Source organism: Streptomyces sp. x-19, from assembly GCF_046549115.1.
Lineage (GTDB): Bacteria > Actinomycetota > Actinomycetes > Streptomycetales > Streptomycetaceae > Streptomyces > Streptomyces albulus_C.
In genome coordinates this window covers 45,092-64,761 of sequence record NZ_JAJPWK010000014.1, presented here as the reverse complement: position 1 = coordinate 64,761, position 19,670 = coordinate 45,092, and the positions used below count along the sequence as shown (strand labels likewise).

The 19,670-nt window shown below is 71.3% G+C and carries 18 protein-coding genes; 7 read left to right on the top strand and 11 right to left on the bottom strand.

Annotated features, from left to right (window positions below):
- Positions 1-213: 213 nt before the first annotated feature.
- Both ACLJT4_RS27140 and ACLJT4_RS27135 read left to right on the top strand, forming a co-directional pair.
- Positions 214-1,917 carry a sodium:solute symporter family protein gene (locus tag ACLJT4_RS27140; RefSeq protein WP_411126043.1) on the top strand — a complete coding sequence of 568 codons (1,704 nt, stop codon included), beginning with the start codon at positions 214-216 and terminating at the stop codon, positions 1,915-1,917.
- A 14-nt stretch (positions 1,918-1,931) separates the two neighbouring features.
- Positions 1,932-2,252, top strand: coding sequence for a hypothetical protein (locus ACLJT4_RS27135; RefSeq protein WP_411126041.1), 321 nt, complete (start codon positions 1,932-1,934; stop codon positions 2,250-2,252).
- On the opposite strand, the gene ACLJT4_RS27130 is transcribed toward ACLJT4_RS27135, so the two are convergent.
- Positions 2,240-2,926 (bottom strand): response regulator transcription factor, encoded by a 687-nt coding sequence (locus tag ACLJT4_RS27130; RefSeq protein ID WP_411126039.1) that lies wholly within the window; start codon positions 2,924-2,926, stop codon positions 2,240-2,242. The two genes, ACLJT4_RS27135 and ACLJT4_RS27130, sit on opposite strands and share 13 nt — an antisense overlap.
- A gap of 194 nt (positions 2,927-3,120) precedes the next feature.
- Complete coding sequence (locus ACLJT4_RS27125; RefSeq protein ID WP_411126037.1) at positions 3,121-4,923, bottom strand: ABC-F family ATP-binding cassette domain-containing protein; 1,803 nt, start codon at positions 4,921-4,923, stop codon at positions 3,121-3,123.
- 203 nt (positions 4,924-5,126) lie between these two features.
- Here ACLJT4_RS27125 and ACLJT4_RS27120 point away from each other — a divergent pair, with 203 nt between their 5' ends.
- A complete protein-coding gene (locus ACLJT4_RS27120) occupies positions 5,127-5,714 on the top strand; it encodes a Uma2 family endonuclease (RefSeq protein WP_411126035.1) in 588 nt (195 codons plus the stop codon).
- Here ACLJT4_RS27120 and ACLJT4_RS27115 read toward each other — a convergent pair.
- Both ACLJT4_RS27115 and ACLJT4_RS27110 read right to left on the bottom strand, forming a co-directional pair.
- The gene (locus ACLJT4_RS27115; RefSeq protein ID WP_411126033.1) at positions 5,711-5,995 is read right to left on the bottom strand and encodes a DUF397 domain-containing protein; all 285 of its coding nucleotides are present in this window, start codon (positions 5,993-5,995) and stop codon (positions 5,711-5,713) included. The genes ACLJT4_RS27120 and ACLJT4_RS27115 overlap by 4 nt on opposite strands.
- Positions 5,967-6,827 (bottom strand): helix-turn-helix domain-containing protein, encoded by an 861-nt coding sequence (locus tag ACLJT4_RS27110; RefSeq protein WP_411126031.1) that lies wholly within the window; start codon positions 6,825-6,827, stop codon positions 5,967-5,969. Before ACLJT4_RS27110 ends, ACLJT4_RS27115 begins: the two co-directional genes overlap by 29 nt.
- Before the next feature lie 445 nt (positions 6,828-7,272).
- Here ACLJT4_RS27110 and ACLJT4_RS27105 point away from each other — a divergent pair, with 445 nt between their 5' ends.
- Both ACLJT4_RS27105 and ACLJT4_RS27100 read left to right on the top strand, forming a co-directional pair.
- Positions 7,273-8,139: a helix-turn-helix domain-containing protein gene (locus ACLJT4_RS27105; RefSeq protein WP_411126029.1), complete on the top strand. Its 867-nt coding sequence runs from the start codon at positions 7,273-7,275 to the stop codon at positions 8,137-8,139.
- 49 nt (positions 8,140-8,188) lie between these two features.
- Positions 8,189-8,776 carry a Uma2 family endonuclease gene (locus tag ACLJT4_RS27100; protein ID WP_411126027.1) on the top strand — a complete coding sequence of 196 codons (588 nt, stop codon included), beginning with the start codon at positions 8,189-8,191 and terminating at the stop codon, positions 8,774-8,776.
- Between the two features lie 18 nt (positions 8,777-8,794).
- Here ACLJT4_RS27100 and ACLJT4_RS27095 read toward each other — a convergent pair whose 3' ends face one another.
- From ACLJT4_RS27095 to rsmI, 7 genes are all read right to left on the bottom strand, one after another.
- Positions 8,795-10,192, bottom strand: a complete 1,398-nt coding sequence (locus ACLJT4_RS27095) for a hypothetical protein (protein ID WP_411126025.1) — start codon at positions 10,190-10,192, stop codon at positions 8,795-8,797.
- 106 nt (positions 10,193-10,298) lie between these two features.
- Positions 10,299-11,240: a 4-(cytidine 5'-diphospho)-2-C-methyl-D-erythritol kinase gene (locus ACLJT4_RS27090; RefSeq protein WP_411126023.1), complete on the bottom strand. Its 942-nt coding sequence runs from the start codon at positions 11,238-11,240 to the stop codon at positions 10,299-10,301.
- On the bottom strand, positions 11,237-12,136 hold the full coding sequence (rsmA, locus tag ACLJT4_RS27085) for a 16S rRNA (adenine(1518)-N(6)/adenine(1519)-N(6))-dimethyltransferase RsmA (RefSeq protein WP_016577893.1): 900 nt from the start codon (positions 12,134-12,136) through the stop codon (positions 11,237-11,239). The genes ACLJT4_RS27090 and rsmA overlap by 4 nt, the downstream gene beginning before the upstream one ends.
- The gene (locus tag ACLJT4_RS27080; RefSeq protein ID WP_411126020.1) at positions 12,133-13,293 is read right to left on the bottom strand and encodes a ubiquitin-like domain-containing protein; all 1,161 of its coding nucleotides are present in this window, start codon (positions 13,291-13,293) and stop codon (positions 12,133-12,135) included. The genes rsmA and ACLJT4_RS27080 overlap by 4 nt, the downstream gene beginning before the upstream one ends.
- 117 nt (positions 13,294-13,410) lie before the next feature.
- Positions 13,411-14,286, bottom strand: a complete 876-nt coding sequence (locus ACLJT4_RS27075) for a TatD family hydrolase (protein ID WP_351479997.1) — start codon at positions 14,284-14,286, stop codon at positions 13,411-13,413.
- A gap of 33 nt (positions 14,287-14,319) precedes the next feature.
- Positions 14,320-14,814 (bottom strand): hypothetical protein, encoded by a 495-nt coding sequence (locus tag ACLJT4_RS27070; RefSeq protein ID WP_411126018.1) that lies wholly within the window; start codon positions 14,812-14,814, stop codon positions 14,320-14,322.
- A gap of 259 nt (positions 14,815-15,073) precedes the next feature.
- On the bottom strand, positions 15,074-15,952 hold the full coding sequence (rsmI, locus tag ACLJT4_RS27065) for a 16S rRNA (cytidine(1402)-2'-O)-methyltransferase (RefSeq protein WP_331249968.1): 879 nt from the start codon (positions 15,950-15,952) through the stop codon (positions 15,074-15,076).
- Positions 15,953-16,059: 107 nt separating this feature from the next.
- On the opposite strand from rsmI, the gene ACLJT4_RS27060 reads away from it, so the two are divergent.
- Positions 16,060-17,799 (top strand): dolichyl-phosphate-mannose--protein mannosyltransferase, encoded by a 1,740-nt coding sequence (locus ACLJT4_RS27060; protein WP_411126016.1) that lies wholly within the window; start codon positions 16,060-16,062, stop codon positions 17,797-17,799.
- 155 nt (positions 17,800-17,954) lie between these two features.
- Entirely contained in the window at positions 17,955-19,610 is a 1,656-nt protein-coding gene (locus ACLJT4_RS27055; protein ID WP_411126014.1) for a penicillin-binding transpeptidase domain-containing protein, read from the top strand.
- Positions 19,611-19,670: the final 60 nt, after the last annotated feature.

Below are 19,670 nucleotides of genomic sequence, written 5' to 3'. Positions count from 1 at the left end.
GTCAACGCACGCCCTCACCCGCCCCCTTGGGATCCCATACCGCCCATAGCGGATAAATCTCCACCCAATCCACGACCTTCACCCATGATCCAACAACTGAAACGCACAAAACTATTCAGTTTTCGGTCGAGCGTGCGTACGTTTTTGTGCGTTCACTTCGCGGACATCGCCGCGCCCCCCCGAAAAGGCTGCACTCCCCCGGAAAGAGGACTCATGATCACTCTGGCCGACGGGCTACGACTCCCGACAAACGGGCTCGACTACACGATCCTGGCCATCTACTTCGTCGTCGTCCTCGGCATCGGATTCGCCGCCAAACGCAGCGTGCGGACCAGCCTGGACTTCTTCCTCTCCGGACGGTCGCTGCCCGCCTGGGTCACCGGACTCGCCTTCGTCGCCGCCAACCTCGGCGCCACCGAGATCCTCGGGATGGCGGCGACCGGCGCGCAGTACGGCGTCGCGGTCGTCCACTGGTACTGGATCGGCGCCATCCCCGCCATGGTCTTCCTGGGCCTGGTCATGATGCCCTTCTACTACCGCTCGAAGGTCCGCTCCGTACCGGAGTTCCTGCTCCAGCGCTTCGACAAGTCCGCGCACCTGCTCAGCTCGATACTCTTCGCCTTCGCCGCCGTCCTGATCGCGGGCGTCAACCTCTACGCCCTGTCGATCGTCGTCGAGGCGCTGCTCGGCTGGCCGCAGTGGGTCGCCATCGTCGTCGCCGGACTCTTCGTCCTCGCCTACATCACCATCGGCGGACTCTCCTCGGCGATCTACAACGAGGTGCTCCAGTTCTTCGTGATCCTCGCCGCGCTCATCCCGCTGGTCGTCCTCGGCCTCAAGCGGGTCGGCGGCTGGGGCGGCCTGACCGACTCGCTCACCGCGTCGCACGGCCACAACTTCCTGACCGCCTGGGGCGGCACCGGCATCGGCCAGGCCAACCCGCTGGGCGCCAACTGGCTGACGATCATCCTCGGCCTGGGCTTCGTGCTCTCCTTCGGCTACTGGACCACCAACTTCGCCGAGGTGCAGCGCGCACTGTCCGCGAAGAACCTCTCCGCCGCCCAGCGCACCCCGCTCATCGCCGCCTTCCCGAAGATGTTCATCGTCTTCCTGGTGATGATCCCGGGCCTGGTCGCCGCCGTCCTCGTGCCGAAGCTCGGCGCCCCGGAGAACCTGCAGTACAACGACGCGATCCCCTACCTCATGCAGGAGCTGCTGCCCAACGGCGTGCTCGGCATCGCCGTCACCGGCCTGCTCGCCGCCTTCATGGCCGGCATGGCCGCCAACGTCTCGTCCTTCAACACCGTCTTCACGTACGACATCTGGGCCAAGTACGTGAAGACGGACCGGCCCGACGGCTACTACCTGCGCTTCGGCCGGCTGATCACCGCGATCGGCGTGCTGGCCTCGATCGGCACCGCGTTCATCGCCTCGTCGTTCTCCAACATCATGGGCTACCTCCAGACCCTGTTCTCCTTCTTCAACGTGCCGATGTTCGTGGTCTTCATCATCGGCATGTTCTGGAAGCGGGCCTCGATGAAGTCCGGCGTCTGGGGCCTGCTCGCCGGCACCACCGCAGCGATGGTCAACTACTTCTGGATCTACAAGCAGGGCATCATCGCCATCCCCACCGACCAGGGCGCCAACTTCGTCTCCGCGATCGTCGGCTTCGTCGCGGGCGCGGTGGTCATGGTCGTCGTCACGCTCTTCACCGAACCCAAGCCGGAGGCCGAACTGGCCGGGCTGGTCTGGGGATCCCCGCACTCGAACGGAGTTGGGAGTGGGGAAGGAACCACGGCGCCGGGCCTCGCGGAGCCGCCCGCCGAGGGCGACGCCGCCTGGTACCGCAAGCCCGCGCTCCTCGGCTGGGGCGCCCTCGTCCTCGCCGCGCTGTGCTACCTGCCCTACTCGCTCTGACCGGAGACCCCACCATGTCTGAACTGCAGAACGAAGTCAGCGAGTTGGAACGCACCTCGGCCACCGCCGCCCGACTCTTCGACATCCGGCGCATCATCGGTGGCCTGTTCGTCGTCTACGGCGTGATCGTCACCGTCGCCGGGCTCACCGCCTCCGACGCGGACCTGGCGAAGGCCCAGGGCGTCAACATCAACCTGTGGACGGGCCTGGGCATGCTCGCGCTCGGCCTCTTCTTCCTGGTCTGGCTGGTGCTACGGCCCAACGTCCCGCCGTCCGCCGCGGAACTCCGCGACGCCCAGGACGCCCCGGCCGACCGCCCGGATCAGGAGAGCTGACCCCCAGGGACCTGCTGGACCCGCTCCAACAGGCCGGTGCGGGCGGCCAGCGCGGCCGCCTCCAACCGGGAGCCCACCTCCAGCTTCATCAACACCCGCTGGACGTGGGTCCTGGCGGTGCTCGGCGCGATGTCCATGCCCGCCGCGATCACCCGGGTGTCCTCGCCCTCCGCGACCCGGATCAGCACCTCCACCTCGCGGGGGGTGAGCAGCGACAGCAGCCGCGCGCCCTCGTCGTCGGGCTGGGCGGCGGGGTGCAGCAGCTCCTCGAACGCCTGCCGGAGCAGTTGCGGGGCGACCGCCGCCTCACCCGCCCGGGCCTTGAGCATGGCCCGCTCGACGCCCTCGATGCGTTCGTCGTTGCGGACGTAGCCGGAGGCGCCGGCGGCGAACGCGGCGGCGATCCCGCGCGGGCTGGGCACCGGCCCGAGCACCACCACCGCGACCTGCGGCCGCTCCCGCTTGATCCGGACGACCGGGTCGAACGCCCCCGGTTCGGCGGGCCCGGCGGTGCCCAGCAGGCAGACCTCCGGCGCCCGGCTCACCACCAGGTCCGCGGCCCCGGCGCTGGGCGCGGCGGCCGCCAGGACCCGGTGCCCGCGCAGCTTCAGGGCCGAGGCGAGCGCCTCGGCGAGCAGACGGTGATCGTCGACCACCATGAGCCGCACGCCCATCGAGCGGACCCCCTCAACTCCCCGACCCGGCTGTGTGTTCCCGGGAAGGTACACGGTCGGCTGCCGATGCGCTCCCCCTAGCGGGGAGAAGACCACCGGAACGCGGGAATCCAGGCCAATCGGGGCCGGTTGCCGCCCTTGCGCCCGGCCCCGCGGACCACCGCCCGCCGGCCCGCGGGCCGGCCACCGGGCGCCTACGCGTCCTCGGCCAGCTCCAACCAGCGCATCTCCAACTCCTCGCGCTGCGCGCCGAGTTCACGCAACTGCGCGTCCAGTCCGGCGATCTTCTCGAAGTCGGTGGCGTGCTCGGCCATCTGCCCGTGCAGCGCCGCCTCCTTCTCGCCGATCTTGTCCAGTTGGCGCTCGATCCGCTGGAGCTCCTTCTGCGCCGCGCGGTTGACGGCGGCCGGCTTCTTCGGCGCCGCGGCGGCCGGCTGGGCGGGCGTCGGCGTCGCCGCCTCGATCACCTTCTGCCGGCGCTCCAGGTACTCGTCCAGGCCGCGCGGCAGCATCCGCAACGCCGCGTCACCCAGCAGCGCGAACACCCGGTCCGTCGTCCGCTCCACGAAGTACCGGTCGTGGCTGATGACGATCATCGAACCGGGCCAGCCGTCGAGCAGGTCCTCCAACTGCGTCAGCGTCTCGATGTCGAGGTCGTTCGTCGGCTCGTCCAGGAACAAGACGTTCGGCTCGTCCATCAGCAGCCGCAGGATCTGCAACCGCCGCCGCTCGCCACCGGAGAGGTCACCGACCGGCGTCCACTGCTTCTCCTTAGTGAAGCCGAACTTCTCGCACAGCTGCCCCGCCGTCATCTCCCGGCCCTTGCCGAGGTCGACCCGGTCGCGGATCTGCTGGACGGCCTCCAGCACCCGCAGCGCCGGATTGAGCTCGGCGACCTCCTGCGAGAGGTACGCGAGTTTGACGGTCTTGCCGACCACGACCTTGCCGGCCGCCGGCTGCTGCTCGCCCCCGCTGCGGGCGGCCGCCTCCAGCGTCCGCAGCAGCGAGGTCTTGCCCGCGCCGTTGACGCCGACCAGACCGATCCGGTCACCCGGCCCCAACTGCCACGTCAGATGCTTGAGCAGCACCTTCGGCCCGGCCTGGACGGTCACGCCCTCCAGCTCGAAGACCGTCTTGCCCAAGCGCGAGCTGGCGAACTTCATCAGCTCGGCGTTGTCGCGCGGCGGCGGCACGTCCGCGATCAGCTCGTTGGCCGCCTCGATCCGGAACCGCGGCTTGCTGGTCCGGGCCGGCGCCCCGCGCCGCAGCCAGGCCAGCTCCTTGCGCATCAGGTTCTGCCGCTTGGCCTCCTCGGTGGCGGCGATCCGCTCCCGCTCGGCCCGCGCGAAGACGTAGTCGGAGTAGCCGCCCTCGTACTCGTGGACGGCGCCGCGCTGGACGTCCCACATCCGCGTCGCCACCTGGTCCAGGAACCACCGGTCGTGGGTGACGACCACCAGCGCGGACCGCCGCGCCGCCAGGTGCCGGGCCAGCCAGGAGATCCCCTCCACGTCGAGGTGGTTGGTCGGCTCGTCGAGCACGATCAGGTCCTGCTCGGCGATCAGCAGCTTGGCCAGCGCGATCCGCCGCCGCTCGCCACCGGACAGCGGCCCGATGACGGTGTCCAGCCCCTGCGTGAACCCCGGCAGGTGCAGGTCCCCGAACAGCCCGGTCAGCACGTCCCTGATCTTGGCGTTGCCGGCCCACTCGTGATCGGCGAGGTCACCGATCACCTCGTGCCGGATGGTCGCGGCCGGGTCCAGCGAATCATGCTGGGTCAGCACGCCCAACCGCAGGTCACCGGCGTGCGTGACCCGCCCGGTGTCGGCGGACTCCAACTTGGCGAGGATCCGGATCAGCGTGGTCTTGCCGTCGCCGTTGCGGCCGACGACGCCGATCCGGTCGCCCTCGCTCACGCCGAGGGAGACACCGTCGAGCAGCGCACGGGTCCCGTACACCTTGTCGACGGCTTCCAGATTGACGAGGTTGGCGGCCATCTCACTCCTGCTCTGTGCGCCCCCGGACGGGGGCTCGATCGGCCTCCCAGCGTAGTCGCCACGGGACGGGGGCCTTCGGGGGAGGACGGGGGCGGGCTGCCGGAGGCACGCGGGGGGGGCGGTCACCCTTTGTGATGACGTGAGCGGGATGCGGCCGTTACCGTGGACTGGCAGGCCGAAGAATCCCCTCCATGGGAGGAATCATGACCGCCGAGTTCGTAGAGCACCGCGTCCACTGGCCGGTGCCGCCGCACGCGGGCTACACCGTGGACGATTTGTTCACCCTGCCGGATCTCCCGCCGCACACCGAGTTGATCGACGGGAGCCTGATCTTCATGAGCCCGCAGCGTAACTTCCACGCGCTGGTGCTGTACGTCCTGGAGCACGGCCTGCGAGCAACGGCCCTAGACGAGTTCCGCGTGCGGCGGGAGATGACCGTCGTCCTCGATGACCACAATGCGCCCGAGCCCGACATCAGCGTGGTACGAGCCGGAGCCGACGCCGGACTTGAGCAGACGCGCTACCAAGCGAGGGACGTGCATCTGGCCGTCGAGGTTGTCTCGCCGGACTCCAAATCCCGCGACCGTACGACCAAGCCGGTGAAGTACGCCGCGGCCGGGATCCCGCATTTCTGGCGCATCGAGCGCGACGGCGGAAGGAATGTGGTCCACGTCTACGAGCTCGATCCGCTGACCCACGCGTACGTGCACATGGGCGTCCACCGCGACCAGATCAAGGTCGACAAGCCCTACCCCATCGACATCGACCTGACCGCCATCGACAAGCTCTAAGCGTCACCCTTGACAGCCGACACGAACGACGCCCACCCGGCAGCGGAGAAGACCAGCGCGGGCCCCTGCGGATCCTTGCTGTCCCGGACGGGGACGATGCCGGGAAGGCCGTCGGCTACCTCGACGCAGTTGCCGCCGGAGCCGTTGCTGTAGCTGCTCTTGCGCCAGATCGCGGCCCCGGAGAAGTTCTCGCCCACCTCGACGCAGTCCCCTCCGGTGCCGTTGCTGTAACTGCTCTTGCGCCACGAAGGGTCACTCAAGTCGAGTGCTCTGCTTGCCATTTCGATAGTCCCCTGCCGCTGTCTCGATCAAAGAGAGCGACGCCGCGGGCGACAGTGCGGCGGCCCTGAGCAGATCGTACGACTCGCGGTACTGCTTCACGAGCGGCGGATAGTCGATGAGTTGGCCGCTGAGCATGCTCTCGGCGTACAGCACTGGCGGTGCGTCCGTGAAGGTCATGACGCGAAGCTCACCCGTCACGAGTGGGTGCACGCCATCGACCTTCGGCATGATTTGCAGAACTGAGCGCGTCGCCCTGACCACCTTCGCAATGTGCTCCAACAGCTCTGCCATCTGCTCGTCCGGGACAGCTCGGTGGTGAATCAGCGACTCGTCCAGGATCGCCCAGAACTTTGGAGGCGTCTCCCCATCGAAGATCGCCGACCGGGACATCCGAGCCGTTACCTTCTCCTCGACCTCGTCGTCCGTCGCCCTGGGCAACGTCGCCCGCACTACCGCCCGTGTGTACGCAGGCGTCTGAAGCAGCCCGGGAACGAGCATCGGCGCCCACTCCTCAATCGTCTCCGCCCGCTCCTCCATCTCCAGCACATCTGCGAAGTACTCCGCATGACCGGCCCGACGGGCCTTCTGCACCGCCTCGCAGCGGCGCTCGAAGAAGCCGTTCGTGTGAAGCTTCTTGTCGACGTGGAGGGCCAGGTCCAACGGCATGGTCCGTTCACCGCGCTCGATCTGACTGAGCAGCGAGATACCGCGATAACTGCCCTCCGCTAACTGTTCGAGCGTGAGGCCGGCCTGTTCCCGGAGATAGCGCATCTCGGCGCCGTAGAAGCACGGGACGCTGGCTGAGGGATCGGCGTCCTTACGAGGGGGCATGACTCACCACCGTTATTTGCTGGTCGCCCGGTACAACGCGATTCCCCGGCACGCTACGCGCATGCGGTGCCGCCACGTGCCCGTTTCACCGCAATGCACACAGAAGGGGCGCCCGCCGAATCGTGCGTTCCCGCGACCCGGTGGGCCGGATCCCGGTGCGGCGCGAGGCAAAAGCTCAAGACCAGGGAAAGGACCCCTCCCCACCCCTCCAGCCTCCCCGTGGCTGTGCCACTCACACGGGTGACATGTGCCAACTCGGTTGTGATTGGGGTGGGTTGTGCGGCATATGCTCACCGCGACAAGTGCACGAGTGCGTAACCGCACGAGCGCACGACCGCACACATACTTCGGCCCCCGGCCGGGACTGGCATCCCGAACGAGGGCCTGACCAACAAGGAAGACGGAACCTTCCCGATGGCTACCACCTAGGAACAAGGCCTTCCCGATGGCTCTAGAGAACCGTAGCGCGCCCTTACGCCCCACGTCCCGCGTTCCCGCGCCCTCTCCCCCGTCCGGGGTCATTCACGTCAACTCCCGTCACACCAACCGCTACACGGTGGTCGGCAACCACCTCGCCCAGCACCGCGGGCTGACCCTCGTGGCGATCGGGCTCGCCGTGCACATCCAGTCGCTGCCCGCCGGGGCACGCATCGGCATCAAGTGCCTGACCGCCCGCTTCCCGGAGAGCGAGGCCCGGATCGCCTCCGCGCTGCGGGAGTTGGAGGCCGCCGGGTACTTGGAGCGCACGCGGGAGCGGCTGCCCAGCGGCCGGGTGGTGACGCGCACGGTGTCGTACAACCAGCCGGGGGCGGCGCCCCACCGTCCCGTAAGCCGCCCCGCAAGCCGTCCGGCGCCCCGCCCCGCCGACCGCGCCCCGAGGCCGACGCCGCCGCGGAAACCCACACGAGCGCCCCGGCCACTGCCCGCACCGCACCGCCCCGACCCGGTGGCCGCGCGCACGGCCCACCGCATCCTCGCGGAGCTGCGGCGCGACGATCCCCGCCTGCTGCTCTCCGAGGTGGACGTGGCGCGGCTCGCCCCGGCCGTGCACGCCTGGCTCGAACGCGAGGCACCCCCCGACGCCGTGCGCCGCACCCTGACGGCCGACCTGCCGCCCGGCCTCCGCAATCCGGCGGCCCTCCTCGCCCACCGCCTCACGGCGTCACTGCCCCCGCCCCTCCCGGCCGCCGCCCCGGAGCCCGCCGCCCGCGCGGACCCCCTTCAGACCTGCGACGGCTGCGAGCGCGCCTTCCGCGCCCAAGAGCCGGGGCTGTGTCGCGACTGCCGGCCCGATCTCAAGGAGGCCGCCTAGCATGAACGTGACGACCCTTGCCCCTGAGCACAGACGAGGAGCGCGCGCCATGACCATCGCCCCTGACGACGCCCAGCGGGTTTCCCCCCTGTATCAGGCGATGCGCGACATCGTCGAGCAAATGCAGGACCACGTTCCAGGCAAGCTGGAGATCACCATCGAAGGGATCGTTCACGACATGATGTCTCCGAGGCAGCCGCACGAGCTGACCGCGGCCCAGGTCAGCCGCCGCCTGGAGAGGGTGATGCCGGACGGGCTCTTGGCGCACACGGGGACTCCGGACGTGGAAGAAGAGCCCGAAGGCATCATGCGCCATCCCGACGTCATGGTGATTGCCTGGGATGACATGGAGGGGCAGGGGTCTTTCGACCCCCGCACGATCGTCGCCGCCATCGAGGTCGTCTCCCGCTCCAACCCGGACAACGACTGGGTGGGCAAGACCCGCGACTACCCCCTCCTGGGCATCCCCGTCTACGCGATCTTCGACCCCCGCACGGGAACGGGCGCGGTCTTCTCCGACATCCACTCCACCCCGGACGGCCCCCGCTACGCCATCCGCAAGGACTTCGTCTACGGCGAGGACGTCACCGTCGCCGAGTGGACGATCTCGACGGACGGCCTGCCGCGCTACGCGTGACGACGCCCCGCCCGCCCCTCAGTCCACGTACTCCATCGTGATCGGTGCGGAGTTGTTCGTCAGGTCCGGGTCCGGGTGTTCCGGATCGGGTTTCACGGAGATCGTGCCCCGGGCGCCCTCGACCCGCTTGTCGATGCGGACGCGCAGTACGGGGAGGGGGTTGTTGGGTGCCGGGCACACGACCTTCCGGTTCTTCTCTTCGGTGTACGCGCAGAAAAGCATTTCGCTCGCCTCACCCTCGCGGTGCCCGATCAGGCTGACGCCCTCGGGCAGGGTCACGTACGAGTCACCGTTGAAGTAGCCGGCCGCGTCCATCACGCCGATCTCCCTCGTCTGGCCCACCTTGCCCTTGATGGCGAACCCGTTGACCTGCCGGTCGTATCTGCGGGTGGTGCGGAACTGCATGTCGCCGAAGGCCAACTCCCTGCCGAACTGGTCGAAATGGCTGCCGTCGGTCGGGCGGAAACCGAGCGGAGCGCCGCTTCCCCGTGGGGCGGAGTCCGGCAACAGGTCGCGGGTCGGCGTGTTGGGGGCGGGATAGAGGGTGGCGGTGATCTTGCCCTGGCTCCCGGTCTCGTCGATGGCGGCCGTGAACGGCCGGTCGGTCTCGTACGCCGCTCCGACCGGCAGCGGCCCGGGGATCGTGCACAGCGCCTTCTTCGGTGCGTCGGCCTTGTCGTAACGGCAGTTGCTGTACTGCCGGCGCAGCGTCGCCTGGCCCGACACCTCCAACGCGACGCTGAGGTCACCGTCGACGTCGACGTCACCCTCGTTACCGAACGCGGGCCGCACCTTCAGCTCGGAGCCGGGCTCTATCGGATCGGACGCCGGGTGCAGGTCCCGGCGCGCGCTCAGGCCGGGCGAACCGATGACCAGTTGGGAGGTGAAGTGGATGGTGGGGGCGTTGTCGCTGGTCACGGTGACCTTCATGGACCCGGCCTGGCCCTTCTTCGCGTCCTGTCTCACCACCATGTGGAACAGTCGGAGGTTCTCCTGCTCGCCCGACTCGATGTCCTTCGGGGTGCAGGTGACGAGACCGCGGACGCCCTTGCAGCCCTGCTCCCTGTTCATGGTGTTGAACGTCACCGACTTCGTGGCGGTCGTGTCGACGGTCACCTTGATGTTCCTGGCGCTCACGTGCCCCGTGCCCGGGGAAACCGCGCTCGCCGCCAGGTTGACGGAGAACGGGTCGTAGGCCCCGGCCGCCGACCACTCCCGTTCCGACTTCTCGATGTACCGGAGGTAGCTCGTGCCCACCGGGTCCCGGAACGCCAACTCGGCCCGTTGCGGAGCCTGCTCCCCCTCGGACTTTCCCGCACCGCAGGACGTCACCGCCCCGCCGAACACGACCAACAGGGCGGCCGCCCCGGCCGTGGTCGCGCGCCGTCGTCGTGGGCCCGTTCTCGAAACCGTCATGCAGGTCCAGACTCGAACGACGGGTCGAACGGTTGCCGTCGGACGGGCACGGTACGGCCACGGATCGGTCACGGACCGTAGCGCCCGACGCCGTACGGCACACTCCCTAGCCCTGGGGCAGGACCGTCGCTCCGGGGGCCGGCCCGGCCGTGGTGCGGGCCGTGCGGCAGGTGCCCGAGGCGCGCAGGGCCGCGGCGACCCGGTCGGCCTGGTCCGCGTCGGCCACCAGGAACGCCGTGGTCGGGCCGGAGCCGGAGACCAGGGCGGCCAGCGCCCCGGCGTCGGTGCCGGCGGCGAGGGTGGCGGCCAGCGACGGGCGCAGCGAGAGCGCCGCCGCCTGGAGGTCGTTGCTCAGGGCGGCGGCGAGGGCGGCCGGGTCGCCGGTGCGCAGCGCGTCCAGGAGGGCCGGGGTCGGCTCGGGGTCGGGGACGTCGGCGGTGGTCGCGCCGGTGCCGGAGGCGTCGCGCAGGCGGTCGCACTCCTTGTAGACGGCGGGGGTGGACAGGCCGCCGTCGGCGACCGCGAAGACCCAGTGGAAGGTACCGCCGACGGGCAGCGGCTCCAGCAGTTCGCCCCGACCGCGGCCCAGGGCCGCGCCGCCGACCAGGCTGAAGGGGACATCGCTGCCCAACTCCGCGCAGATGTCGAGCAGTTCGCCCCGGGTGGCGCCGGTCCCCCACAGCGCGTCGCAGGCCAGCAGGGCGCCGGCGGCGTCCGCGCTGCCGCCGGCCATGCCGCCGGCGACCGGGATGCCCTTGGCGATGTGCAGGTGCACGCGGGGGTCCAGGCCGTGCCGGGCGGCCAGCGCGCGGGCGGCACGGGCGGCGAGGTTGGACTCGTCCAGCGGCACCTGGTCGGCGTCCGGGCCGGTGCAGGTGAGCGTCAGGGCGTCGGCGGGGGTGGCGGTGACGTCGTCGTGCAGGCCGACGGCGAGGAAGACGTTGGCCAGGTCGTGGAAGCCGTCCGGTCGGCGGCCGCCGACCGCGAGTTGGACGTTGACCTTGGCGGGCACGCGGACGGTGACGCGGTCGGGGGCGTTGCGGGTCATCGGGCGGTCTCCTGGTCCGTGGCCGCAACCTTGTTCTCGGCGATGGCGATGAAGGACTCGATGCTCAACGATTCGCCACGGGCCTGCGGGGAGACGCCGGCCGCGACCAGGGCCGCCTCGGCGGCCTGCGCCGAGCCCGCCCAGCCGGCGAGGGCGGCCCGCAGGGTCTTGCGGCGCTGCGCGAAGGCGGCGTCGACGACCGCGAAGACCTCTTCCCGGGAGGCCCGCGAGGGCAGCGGTTCGGCCCGGCGGACGAGCGAGACCAGACCGGATTCGACGTTGGGCGCGGGCCAGAAGACGTTGCGGCCGATCGCCCCGGCCCGCTTGACCTCGGCGTACCAGTTGGCCTTGACCGACGGCACGCCGTAGACCTTGTTGCCCGGGCCGGCGGCGAGCCGGTCGGCGACCTCGGCCTGGACCATGACCAGGGTCCGTTCGATGGTCGGGAACCGTTCCAGCATGTGCAGCAGGACCGGCACCGCGACGTTGTAGGGGAGGTTGGCGACCAGGGCGGTGGGGGCCGGGCCGGGCAGCTCGGTGACGTGCAGGGCGTCGCGGTGGACGAGCGCAAAGCGGTCGGCGCGCTCGGGCAGCCGGGCCGCGACGGTGCCGGGCAGCGCCGCGGCGAGCACGTCGTCGATCTCGACGGCGGTGACCCGGTCGGCGGCCTCCAACAGCGCCAGGGTCAGCGAGCCCAGGCCCGGGCCGACCTCGACGACCACGTCGTCGGGGCGGACCTGCGCGGTCCGCACGATCCGGCGGACGGTGTTGGCGTCGATGACGAAGTTCTGGCCGCGCTGTTTGGTGGGGCGTACGCCCAGCGCGGTGGCCAGTTCCCGGACGTCGGCGGGGCCCAGCAGCGGGCCGGTTTCGTCAGTGGTCTTGCGGTCGCTCACCCGTGAAGCTTACGGCCGCAGACCGGCCACGGGCTCGCGCCCCGGGTGACGTAGAGCTTCTTGGCCCGGAAGGTCTGCTCGGCGGCGGGGGCGTCCTGGGGTCGGCCGGAGCCGCCGAGCCCGTGCCAGGTCCCGACGTCGAACTGGTAGAGCCCGCCGTAGGTGCCCGAGACGTCGACCGCGTCCGGGCGGCCGCCGGCCTCGCACTGGGCGAGCGCCTCCCAGGCCAGGCCGTCGGCGCCGCTGACGGAGGTGGGCAGCGCCTGGGTGCCGACGTGGATGATCTGCGGGCTGGGGCGGTGGACCGTTTCGACCGCCACCTTGTGGGGCTTGCGGCGCACCCCGTTGACGGTGTCGCGGCGGTAGGTGACGCGCCGCAGGCCGGGGACGCCGGGGCGGACCACCACTTCGGTGCCGCGGGGCAGCGCCGGGTCGGGCCGCTTGACGGTGCGGAACGGCACGGGCTGCTCGTGGACCTCGGTGGTGCCGGTGATGCGCAGCACCGAGACGGTCTGGCCGTCGCGGGGGAAGCTGTCCGGCGGCACCGAGGTGGTGTCCCGGTCGCGCAGGGCCAGGCCGGCCTGGGCGAGGGCCTCGCGGACGGTCGCGGCGTTGGTGCGGACGTGGTACTCGCGGCCGTCGGCGACGAAGACCAGGGCGCGTTCGGTGCGGACGTGCAGTTCCAGGCCGTGCCGGGCGATGCGCTGGGAACGCGCGGCGGAGAGGTAGGCGCCCTCGGCGCGCACCCCGAGCTGGTGCAGGGCCCCCTCGACGGTGTCGGCGGTGGTCCACACCTGGCGGCGCTGCCCGTCGAGGGTGAGCATGACCGGCCGGCCGTGCCGGACCACGATCTCGTCGCCGCTGGTGAGGTCGGTCCCGGGGGTGGGGGCGACGATGTCGTGGCGGCCGATGTCGAGCTTCTGGTCGGCGAGGAGTTCGTCGACGTCGTCGGCGAAGGTGTGCAGGGTGCGCGGGTCGCCGTCGATGCTGAGCTTGACGGCCTTGTCGTGCGCGACGAAGGCGGTGGTGCCGCCGGCGAGGAACGCGACGACCAGGGCGCGGGGCAGCAGCCGGCGCAGTTGTTCCGGGGTGTCGGCGGCGCGCCGGCGGCGGCCCCGGCCGCGCCCGACGCGTTGGCCGCTCTGCGATGGACTCACGCTGCACCTGCCACGGGTGTCGTCCGGTAACCGGTCAAGCGCGGAATGTAGCGGAGTGCGGGCGGCGGGCCCAACTCGCCGCGGTGGCGCGGGGTGGCCGAATCGACCCCGACCGCGTCAGTAGTCGAACGCGCGGGCGGTGTTGGCGGCTACGGCCGAGGCCAGCGCGTCCTCCGTCATGCCCTTCACCTCGGCCATGGCGCGCAGGGTGAACGGGATGAGGTAGGGGGCGTTGGCCCGTCCGCGGTACGGCGCGGGGGTGAGGAAGGGGGCGTCGGTCTCGACGAGCACCAGTTCGGGCGGGGCGACGGCGAGGGCGTCGCGCAGTGGCTGGGCGTTCTTGAAGGTGACGTTGCCGGCGAAGGACATGAAGTAGCCGGCGGCGGCGCAGGTCTCGGCCATCGCGGCGTCGCCGGAGTAGCAGTGGAAGACGACCCGGTCGGGCGCGCCCTCCTCGCGCAGGATGCGCAGCACGTCGTCGTGGGCCTCCCGGTCGTGGATGACCAGGGCCTTGCCGCGCCGCTTGGCGATCTCGATGTGGGCGCGGAAGGACCGCTGTTGGGCGGCGGTGCCCTCGGGGCCGGTGCGGAAGTAGTCCAGGCCGGTCTCGCCGACGCCGCGGACCTCGGGGCGGGCGGCGAGGGCGTCGATCTCGGCGAGCGCGTCGTCGAGGGCGGCGTCCCCGCCGGCGGTCCGGGCCCCCTGCCGGGACCATCCGTCGGGATCGCCGAGCACGATCCGGGGTGCTTCGTTGGGGTGCAGGGCGACGGCGGCGTGGACGGCGTCGTGGGCGGCGGCGGTGTCCGCGGCCCAGCGGGAGCCGGCCAGGTCGCAGCCCACCTGGACGAGGGTGGTCACACCGACGGAGGCGGCCTTGGCGAGCGCCGCCTCGACGGTGGTGTCCTGCATGTCCAGGTGGGTGTGCGAGTCCGCGACCGGCACCCGGAGGGGTTCCGGCAGCGGCGGCGGGGTGTCGTTGTCCTGCTTGGCCATGGCCGCGATCCTACGAGGGCCGCGGCCGGCGCCTCACCTGCGGTGGTGCTGGAAGGGGTGCAGCAGGTCGGAGAGGTGCCAGTGGTGCCGGTCGGGGTCGGCGGTGCTGCCGGTGCGGCCGGAGTCGTCGCGGGGGCCGGTGTCCTCGTGCCCGGCGGTGTCCTCGCGGTGGGCGGCCTTGCGGTGGTGCTGCGGGCGCTGGTGCAGGTGCGCGATCGCGTCGGAGACCATCGAGACCTGACCGGAGCGCATGATGCGGACGACGTGGCCGCCGCAGTTGGCGCACGTGGGGTGGGTCAGGGGGGACGGGACGCGCTCGCCGTCCGCGTAGTAGACGGCGTGCGTGACGCCCTTGGCATCCACCTGGTGCTCGATCTCGTACGCCTGTTCCCAGCCGTGGCCGCAGCCCATGCAGCAGAAGGCGTACGCCTCGTGGGCCGCGGGCTCGGACCGTCGGGGGTGGGGCGGAACGGGGTGTGCGGGCGCCGCACCGGGGGTACCGGCGGTGGTCTTCGTGGTGTCGCTCATGTGCGCTCCTCTTGTCCGCTGGACAAGCTCTCCGGGGACGGGAGGTCCCGGTTCCCAGGGAACGCCTTTCGCGGGCGGAACGCAGCCGAGCTGCTACCTATTGGCCCAGATTTGGCAGGTCGTAGGAAAAACGCACCGCTGGGCGGGTGATCGCTTTACCTTCGATGCCGGCCGTTTACCTTCCCGCAGGTCGGATCATGGCTCTGGTCTGGGCTTTTGTGCTCTCCCGAGCGGTTTGACGCTCAGCCGGGCGGGGTTGTCACACCGTCCCGGCCGCGCCCCGTCCGGCGTCCCGCTCGGCGTTCTTCGCCGCCACCACCGCGTCGAAGACCTCCCGCTTGGGCAGCCCGGCGTCCGCCGCCACCGCCGCGATCGCCTCCTTGCGGCGCTCCCCCGCCTCCTCGCGGACCCGCACCCGGCGCACCAGCTCCGCGGCGTCCAGCTCCCCCGGCCCGCTCTCCGGGGCGCCCTCGACGACGACGGTGATCTCCCCGCGGACGCCCTCGGCGGCCCACGCGGCCAGCTCACCCAGCCCGCCGCGCCGGACCTCCTCGTAGGTCTTGGTCAGCTCGCGGCAGACCGCCGCCCGCCGGTCCGCGCCGAAGACCTCGGCCATCGCGGCGAGGGTGTCGTCCAGGCGGTGCGGCGCCTCGAAGTAGACCAGGGTGCGCCGCTCCTCGGCGACCTCCCGCAGCCGGGACAGCCGCTCCCCCGCCTTGCGCGGCAGGAACCCCTCGAAGCAGAACCGGTCCACCGGCAGCCCGGACACCGCGAGGGCGGTGAGCACCGCGCTCGGCCCGGGCACCGCGGTGACCTTGATGTCGCGCTCGACGGCCGCCGCGACCAGCCGGTAGCCCGGGTCGGAGACCGACGGCATGCCGGCGTCGGTGACCAGCAGCACCCGCGCCCCTCCGGCGAGCGCGTCCGCCAGCTCGGGCGTGCGGGCCGCCTCGTTGCCCTCGAAGTACGACACGATCCGGCCAACCGGCTGGACCTCCAACGCCTGGGTCAGTCGGCGCAGCCGCCGGGTGTCCTCGGCCGCGATCACGTCGGCGGCGGCCAACTCGGCGGCGAGCCGCGGCGGGGCGTCCGCGACGTCACCGATGGGCGTCCCTGCAAGTACCAGCGTTCCAGTCACGCCCCCATCCTCCCAGCCCCGCGCCGGTGCCCGGCCGGGCCCGGGCCGGTGACGCGCGGCACCGCCCCGGCGCCGCGGGCCCCCGCCGCACAGACCGCTTCCCTACGATGGGCCGGGTGACGAGTGACACCAGTGCGACGCACCCGGCCGCCCTGCGCACCCCGGAGCCGACCGACCGGCCCCCGGCGTGGCAGCGGCGGCTGCGCCGGTTCGGGTACGCCGGCCGGCCCGAGGCCGACGTCCACACACGGCTGGTGGCGCCGTTCCCCGAGCCGGACGGGCGGGTGTGGGCGCTCTTCGGCACCGGCCCCGACCTGGCCCGGCGGCTCGCGCGCTGGTCGGGCTGGATCGGGCCGCTGCTGGTGACGCTGTTCGCGGGCGTGCTGACGTTCTGGAACCTCGGCAGCCCGCGCAAGGTGATATTCGACGAGACGTACTACCCCAAGGACGCCTGGTCGCTGCTCCAGTACGGCTACGAGGGCACCTGGGCGAAGAACGCCAACGACGCCCTGCTGGCCCATCCCCCGCAGATCCTGCTCTCGCCGGAGCACTCGTACGTCGTCCATCCGCCGATGGGCAAGTGGCTGATCGCGCTGGGCGAGTGGGCGTTCGGGATGAACCCCTTCGGCTGGCGGTTCATGACCGCGCTGCTCGGCACCCTGTCGGTGCTGCTGGTCTGCCGCATCGGGCGGCGGCTGCTGCGCTCGACGGCACTGGGCTGCCTGGCCGGCGGGCTGCTGGCGGTGGACGGGCTGCACTTCGTGATGAGCCGCACCGCGCTGCTCGACCTGATCGTGATGTTCTGGGTACTGGCCGGCTTCGGCTGCCTGCTGGTGGACCGGGACCGCACCCGGGCCCGGCTGGCGGCGGCGCTGCCCCTCGGCCCGGCCGGGGTGGCCCGACCGGACGACGAGGTCGGCGACCGACTGCGGCTGGGCTGGCGGCCCTGGCGGATCGCGGCCGGCCTGTGCCTGGGCCTGTCGGCGGCGACGAAGTGGAACGGCCTGTACTTCCTGGCCGCGTTCGCGCTGATGTCGGTGCTGTGGGACATGGGCGCGCGGCGCACCGCCGGCGCCCGCCGCCCGTTCCGGTCGGTGCTGCGGCGCGACGCGCTGCCCGCGTTCGGCGCGACGGTCGTGGTGGCGCTCGCCACCTACCTGGCGTCCTGGAGCGGCTGGATCGCCACCAAGAGCGGCTACTACCGCGACTGGGCCACCTCCCCCGAGGGCCGGCAGGGCTCCTTCACCTGGCTGCCGGACTGGCTGCGCAGCCTGTGGCACTACCAGAGCGAGGTCTACGCCTTCCACACCGGCCTGACCACGCCGCACACCTACATGTCCAACCCGTGGAGCTGGTTGGTGCTGGGCCGCCCCGTCTCGTACTTCTACGAGGACCCCAAGGCCGGGCAGGACGGCTGCACCGCCGCCGAGGGCTGCGCCCGCGAGGTGCTGGCGCTGGGCACCCCGCTGCTGTGGTGGGCGGCCTGCTTCGCGCTGCTGTACGTGCTGTGGCGGTGGCTGTTCCGGCGGGACTGGCGGGCCGGGGCGATCGCCTGCGGCGTCGCGGCCGGCTACCTGCCGTGGTTCCTCTACCAGGAGCGGACCATCTTCCTCTTCTACGCCGTGGTCTTCGTGCCGTTCCTGTGCCTGGCGCTGGCGATGATGATCGGCGCGATCATCGGACCGCCGGGGGCCAGTGAACGGCGGCGCACCCTCGGCGCGGTCGGTGCCGGGGTGCTCGTTCTCCTGATCGTGTGGAATTTCATCTACTTCTACCCCCTCTACACGGGTATGCCGATCCCCAAGAGCGCCTGGCACAACCGGATGTGGTTCGACAGCTGGGTCTGAGCCCGCCGATGCGACGAACCCGTCACATCAGTTCGACGGAGCGTCACCGGACCGTGCCCGGATCGAGACTCACCACGCGCCCGTGTCCCTTAGAGTGCGATGGGCGTTCTTGGGTGCGTACTCAAGGATCAAGCTCCTGGGAGGGGATCGGTGGCATGCGCCGCGAGGTGAAGTACGGACTGATCGGCGGGTCGGTGGCCCTGGTGGCGGGCGTCGTCGGCGGGTTCACGCTGTTCGGCGGCTCGGACGACGGGGCTCCGCAGGCGGTCAGGTCGGCGGATGCCAAATCGGGTGACGGCGGCCCCACGGTGCCCTCCGGCCCGCTCACCGCCAAGGAAGTGAACACCACCGCCCAGACCTTCCTGACGGCCTGGCAGTCCGGTGACGTCGCCAAGGCCGCGGCGCTGACCGACGACCCGGACGCCGCCCGGACCGCCCTGACCGCCTTCGCCCCGCAGGCGAAGTTCTCGAAGGTGACGCTGAAGCCGGGCACCCCGGCCGGCGACAAGGTGCCGTACACGGTCAGCACCGAGATCGACTACAAGGCCGTGAAGACCCCGTTCTCGTACGGCAGCACGGTGGCCCTCAAGCGTGACAAGGCCACCGGGAAGCCGCAGGTCGCCTGGGAGCCCTCGACGCTCTACCCGGGGCTGGCCAAGGGCGACGAACTGCGCACCGGGGAGGCCGAGGCGCCGCCGATCAAGGCGGTGGACCGCAACGGCGTCGAGCTGACCGCCAAGGACCACCCCACGCTCGCCGGGGTGCTGGACAGCCTGCGCACCAAGTACGGCAGCAAGACCGACGGCAAGCCGGGCGTGGAGCTCTACGTCCACCGCGCCAAGTCCGCCGACAGCAACAAGCAGCAGCCCGACAAGACGCTGAAGGTGCTCTCCAAGGGCACCCCCGGCACCCTGCACACGACGCTCGACGCCAAGCTCCAGAGCGCCGCCGAGAACGCCGTCAAGGGCAAGAAGTCGGCGTCCGCGGCGGCCGTCAAGCCCAGCACCGGGGAGATCCTGGCGCTCGCCAACTCCCCCGCCGACGGCTTCAACGTCGCCACCCAGGGGTCGCTGGCGCCCGGTTCGACGATGAAGATCGTCACGTCCGCGATGCTGATGGACAAGGGGCTGACGGCGCCGGACAAGAAGAACCCGTGCCCGAAGTTCGTCACCGTCGGCGGCTGGAAGTTCCAGAACCTCAACCAGTCCGAGATCCCCGACGGCACCTTCGCGCAGAGCTTCGCGGCGTCCTGCAACAACGCCTTCATCGGGCACGCCAAGGACCTCAGCGACGACGACCTGACCAAGGAGGCCCGGGACGTCTTCGGCATCGGGCTGAACTGGGCGACCGGCATCCCCACCTTCGACGGCACCGTCCCGGTCCAGCACGACGCCCAGATGGCGGCCTCGCTGATCGGCCAGGGCGGGGTCCGGATGAACCCGCTGAACGTCGCGTCGGTCGCCGCCACCGCCCAGTCCGGCGGGTTCCGCCAGCCGTACATCGTCGCCCCGTCGCTCGACAACCGGGCCTTCGCCAAGGCCGCGCGCACCATGAAGCCGGACACCGCGTCCAACCTCAAGGCGCTGATGAAGCTGACCGCCACCGCCGGCACGGGCGCCGAGGCGATGCAGGGCATCAGCGGCGACATCGGCGCCAAGACCGGCTCCGCCGAGGTCGACAACCAGGACAAGCCCAACGCCTGGTTCGCCGCCTACCGCAACGACCTGGCGGCCGCCGCGGTCGTCCCGGCCAGTGGGCACGGCGGCACCAACGCCGGCCCGGTGGTCCGCGCCATCCTCACCGCCGGCTGAGACGCCCCGGACACCCCGCTTCCGGGGTGTCCGGCGTCCGGATCTCGTTCGCATGGCCCG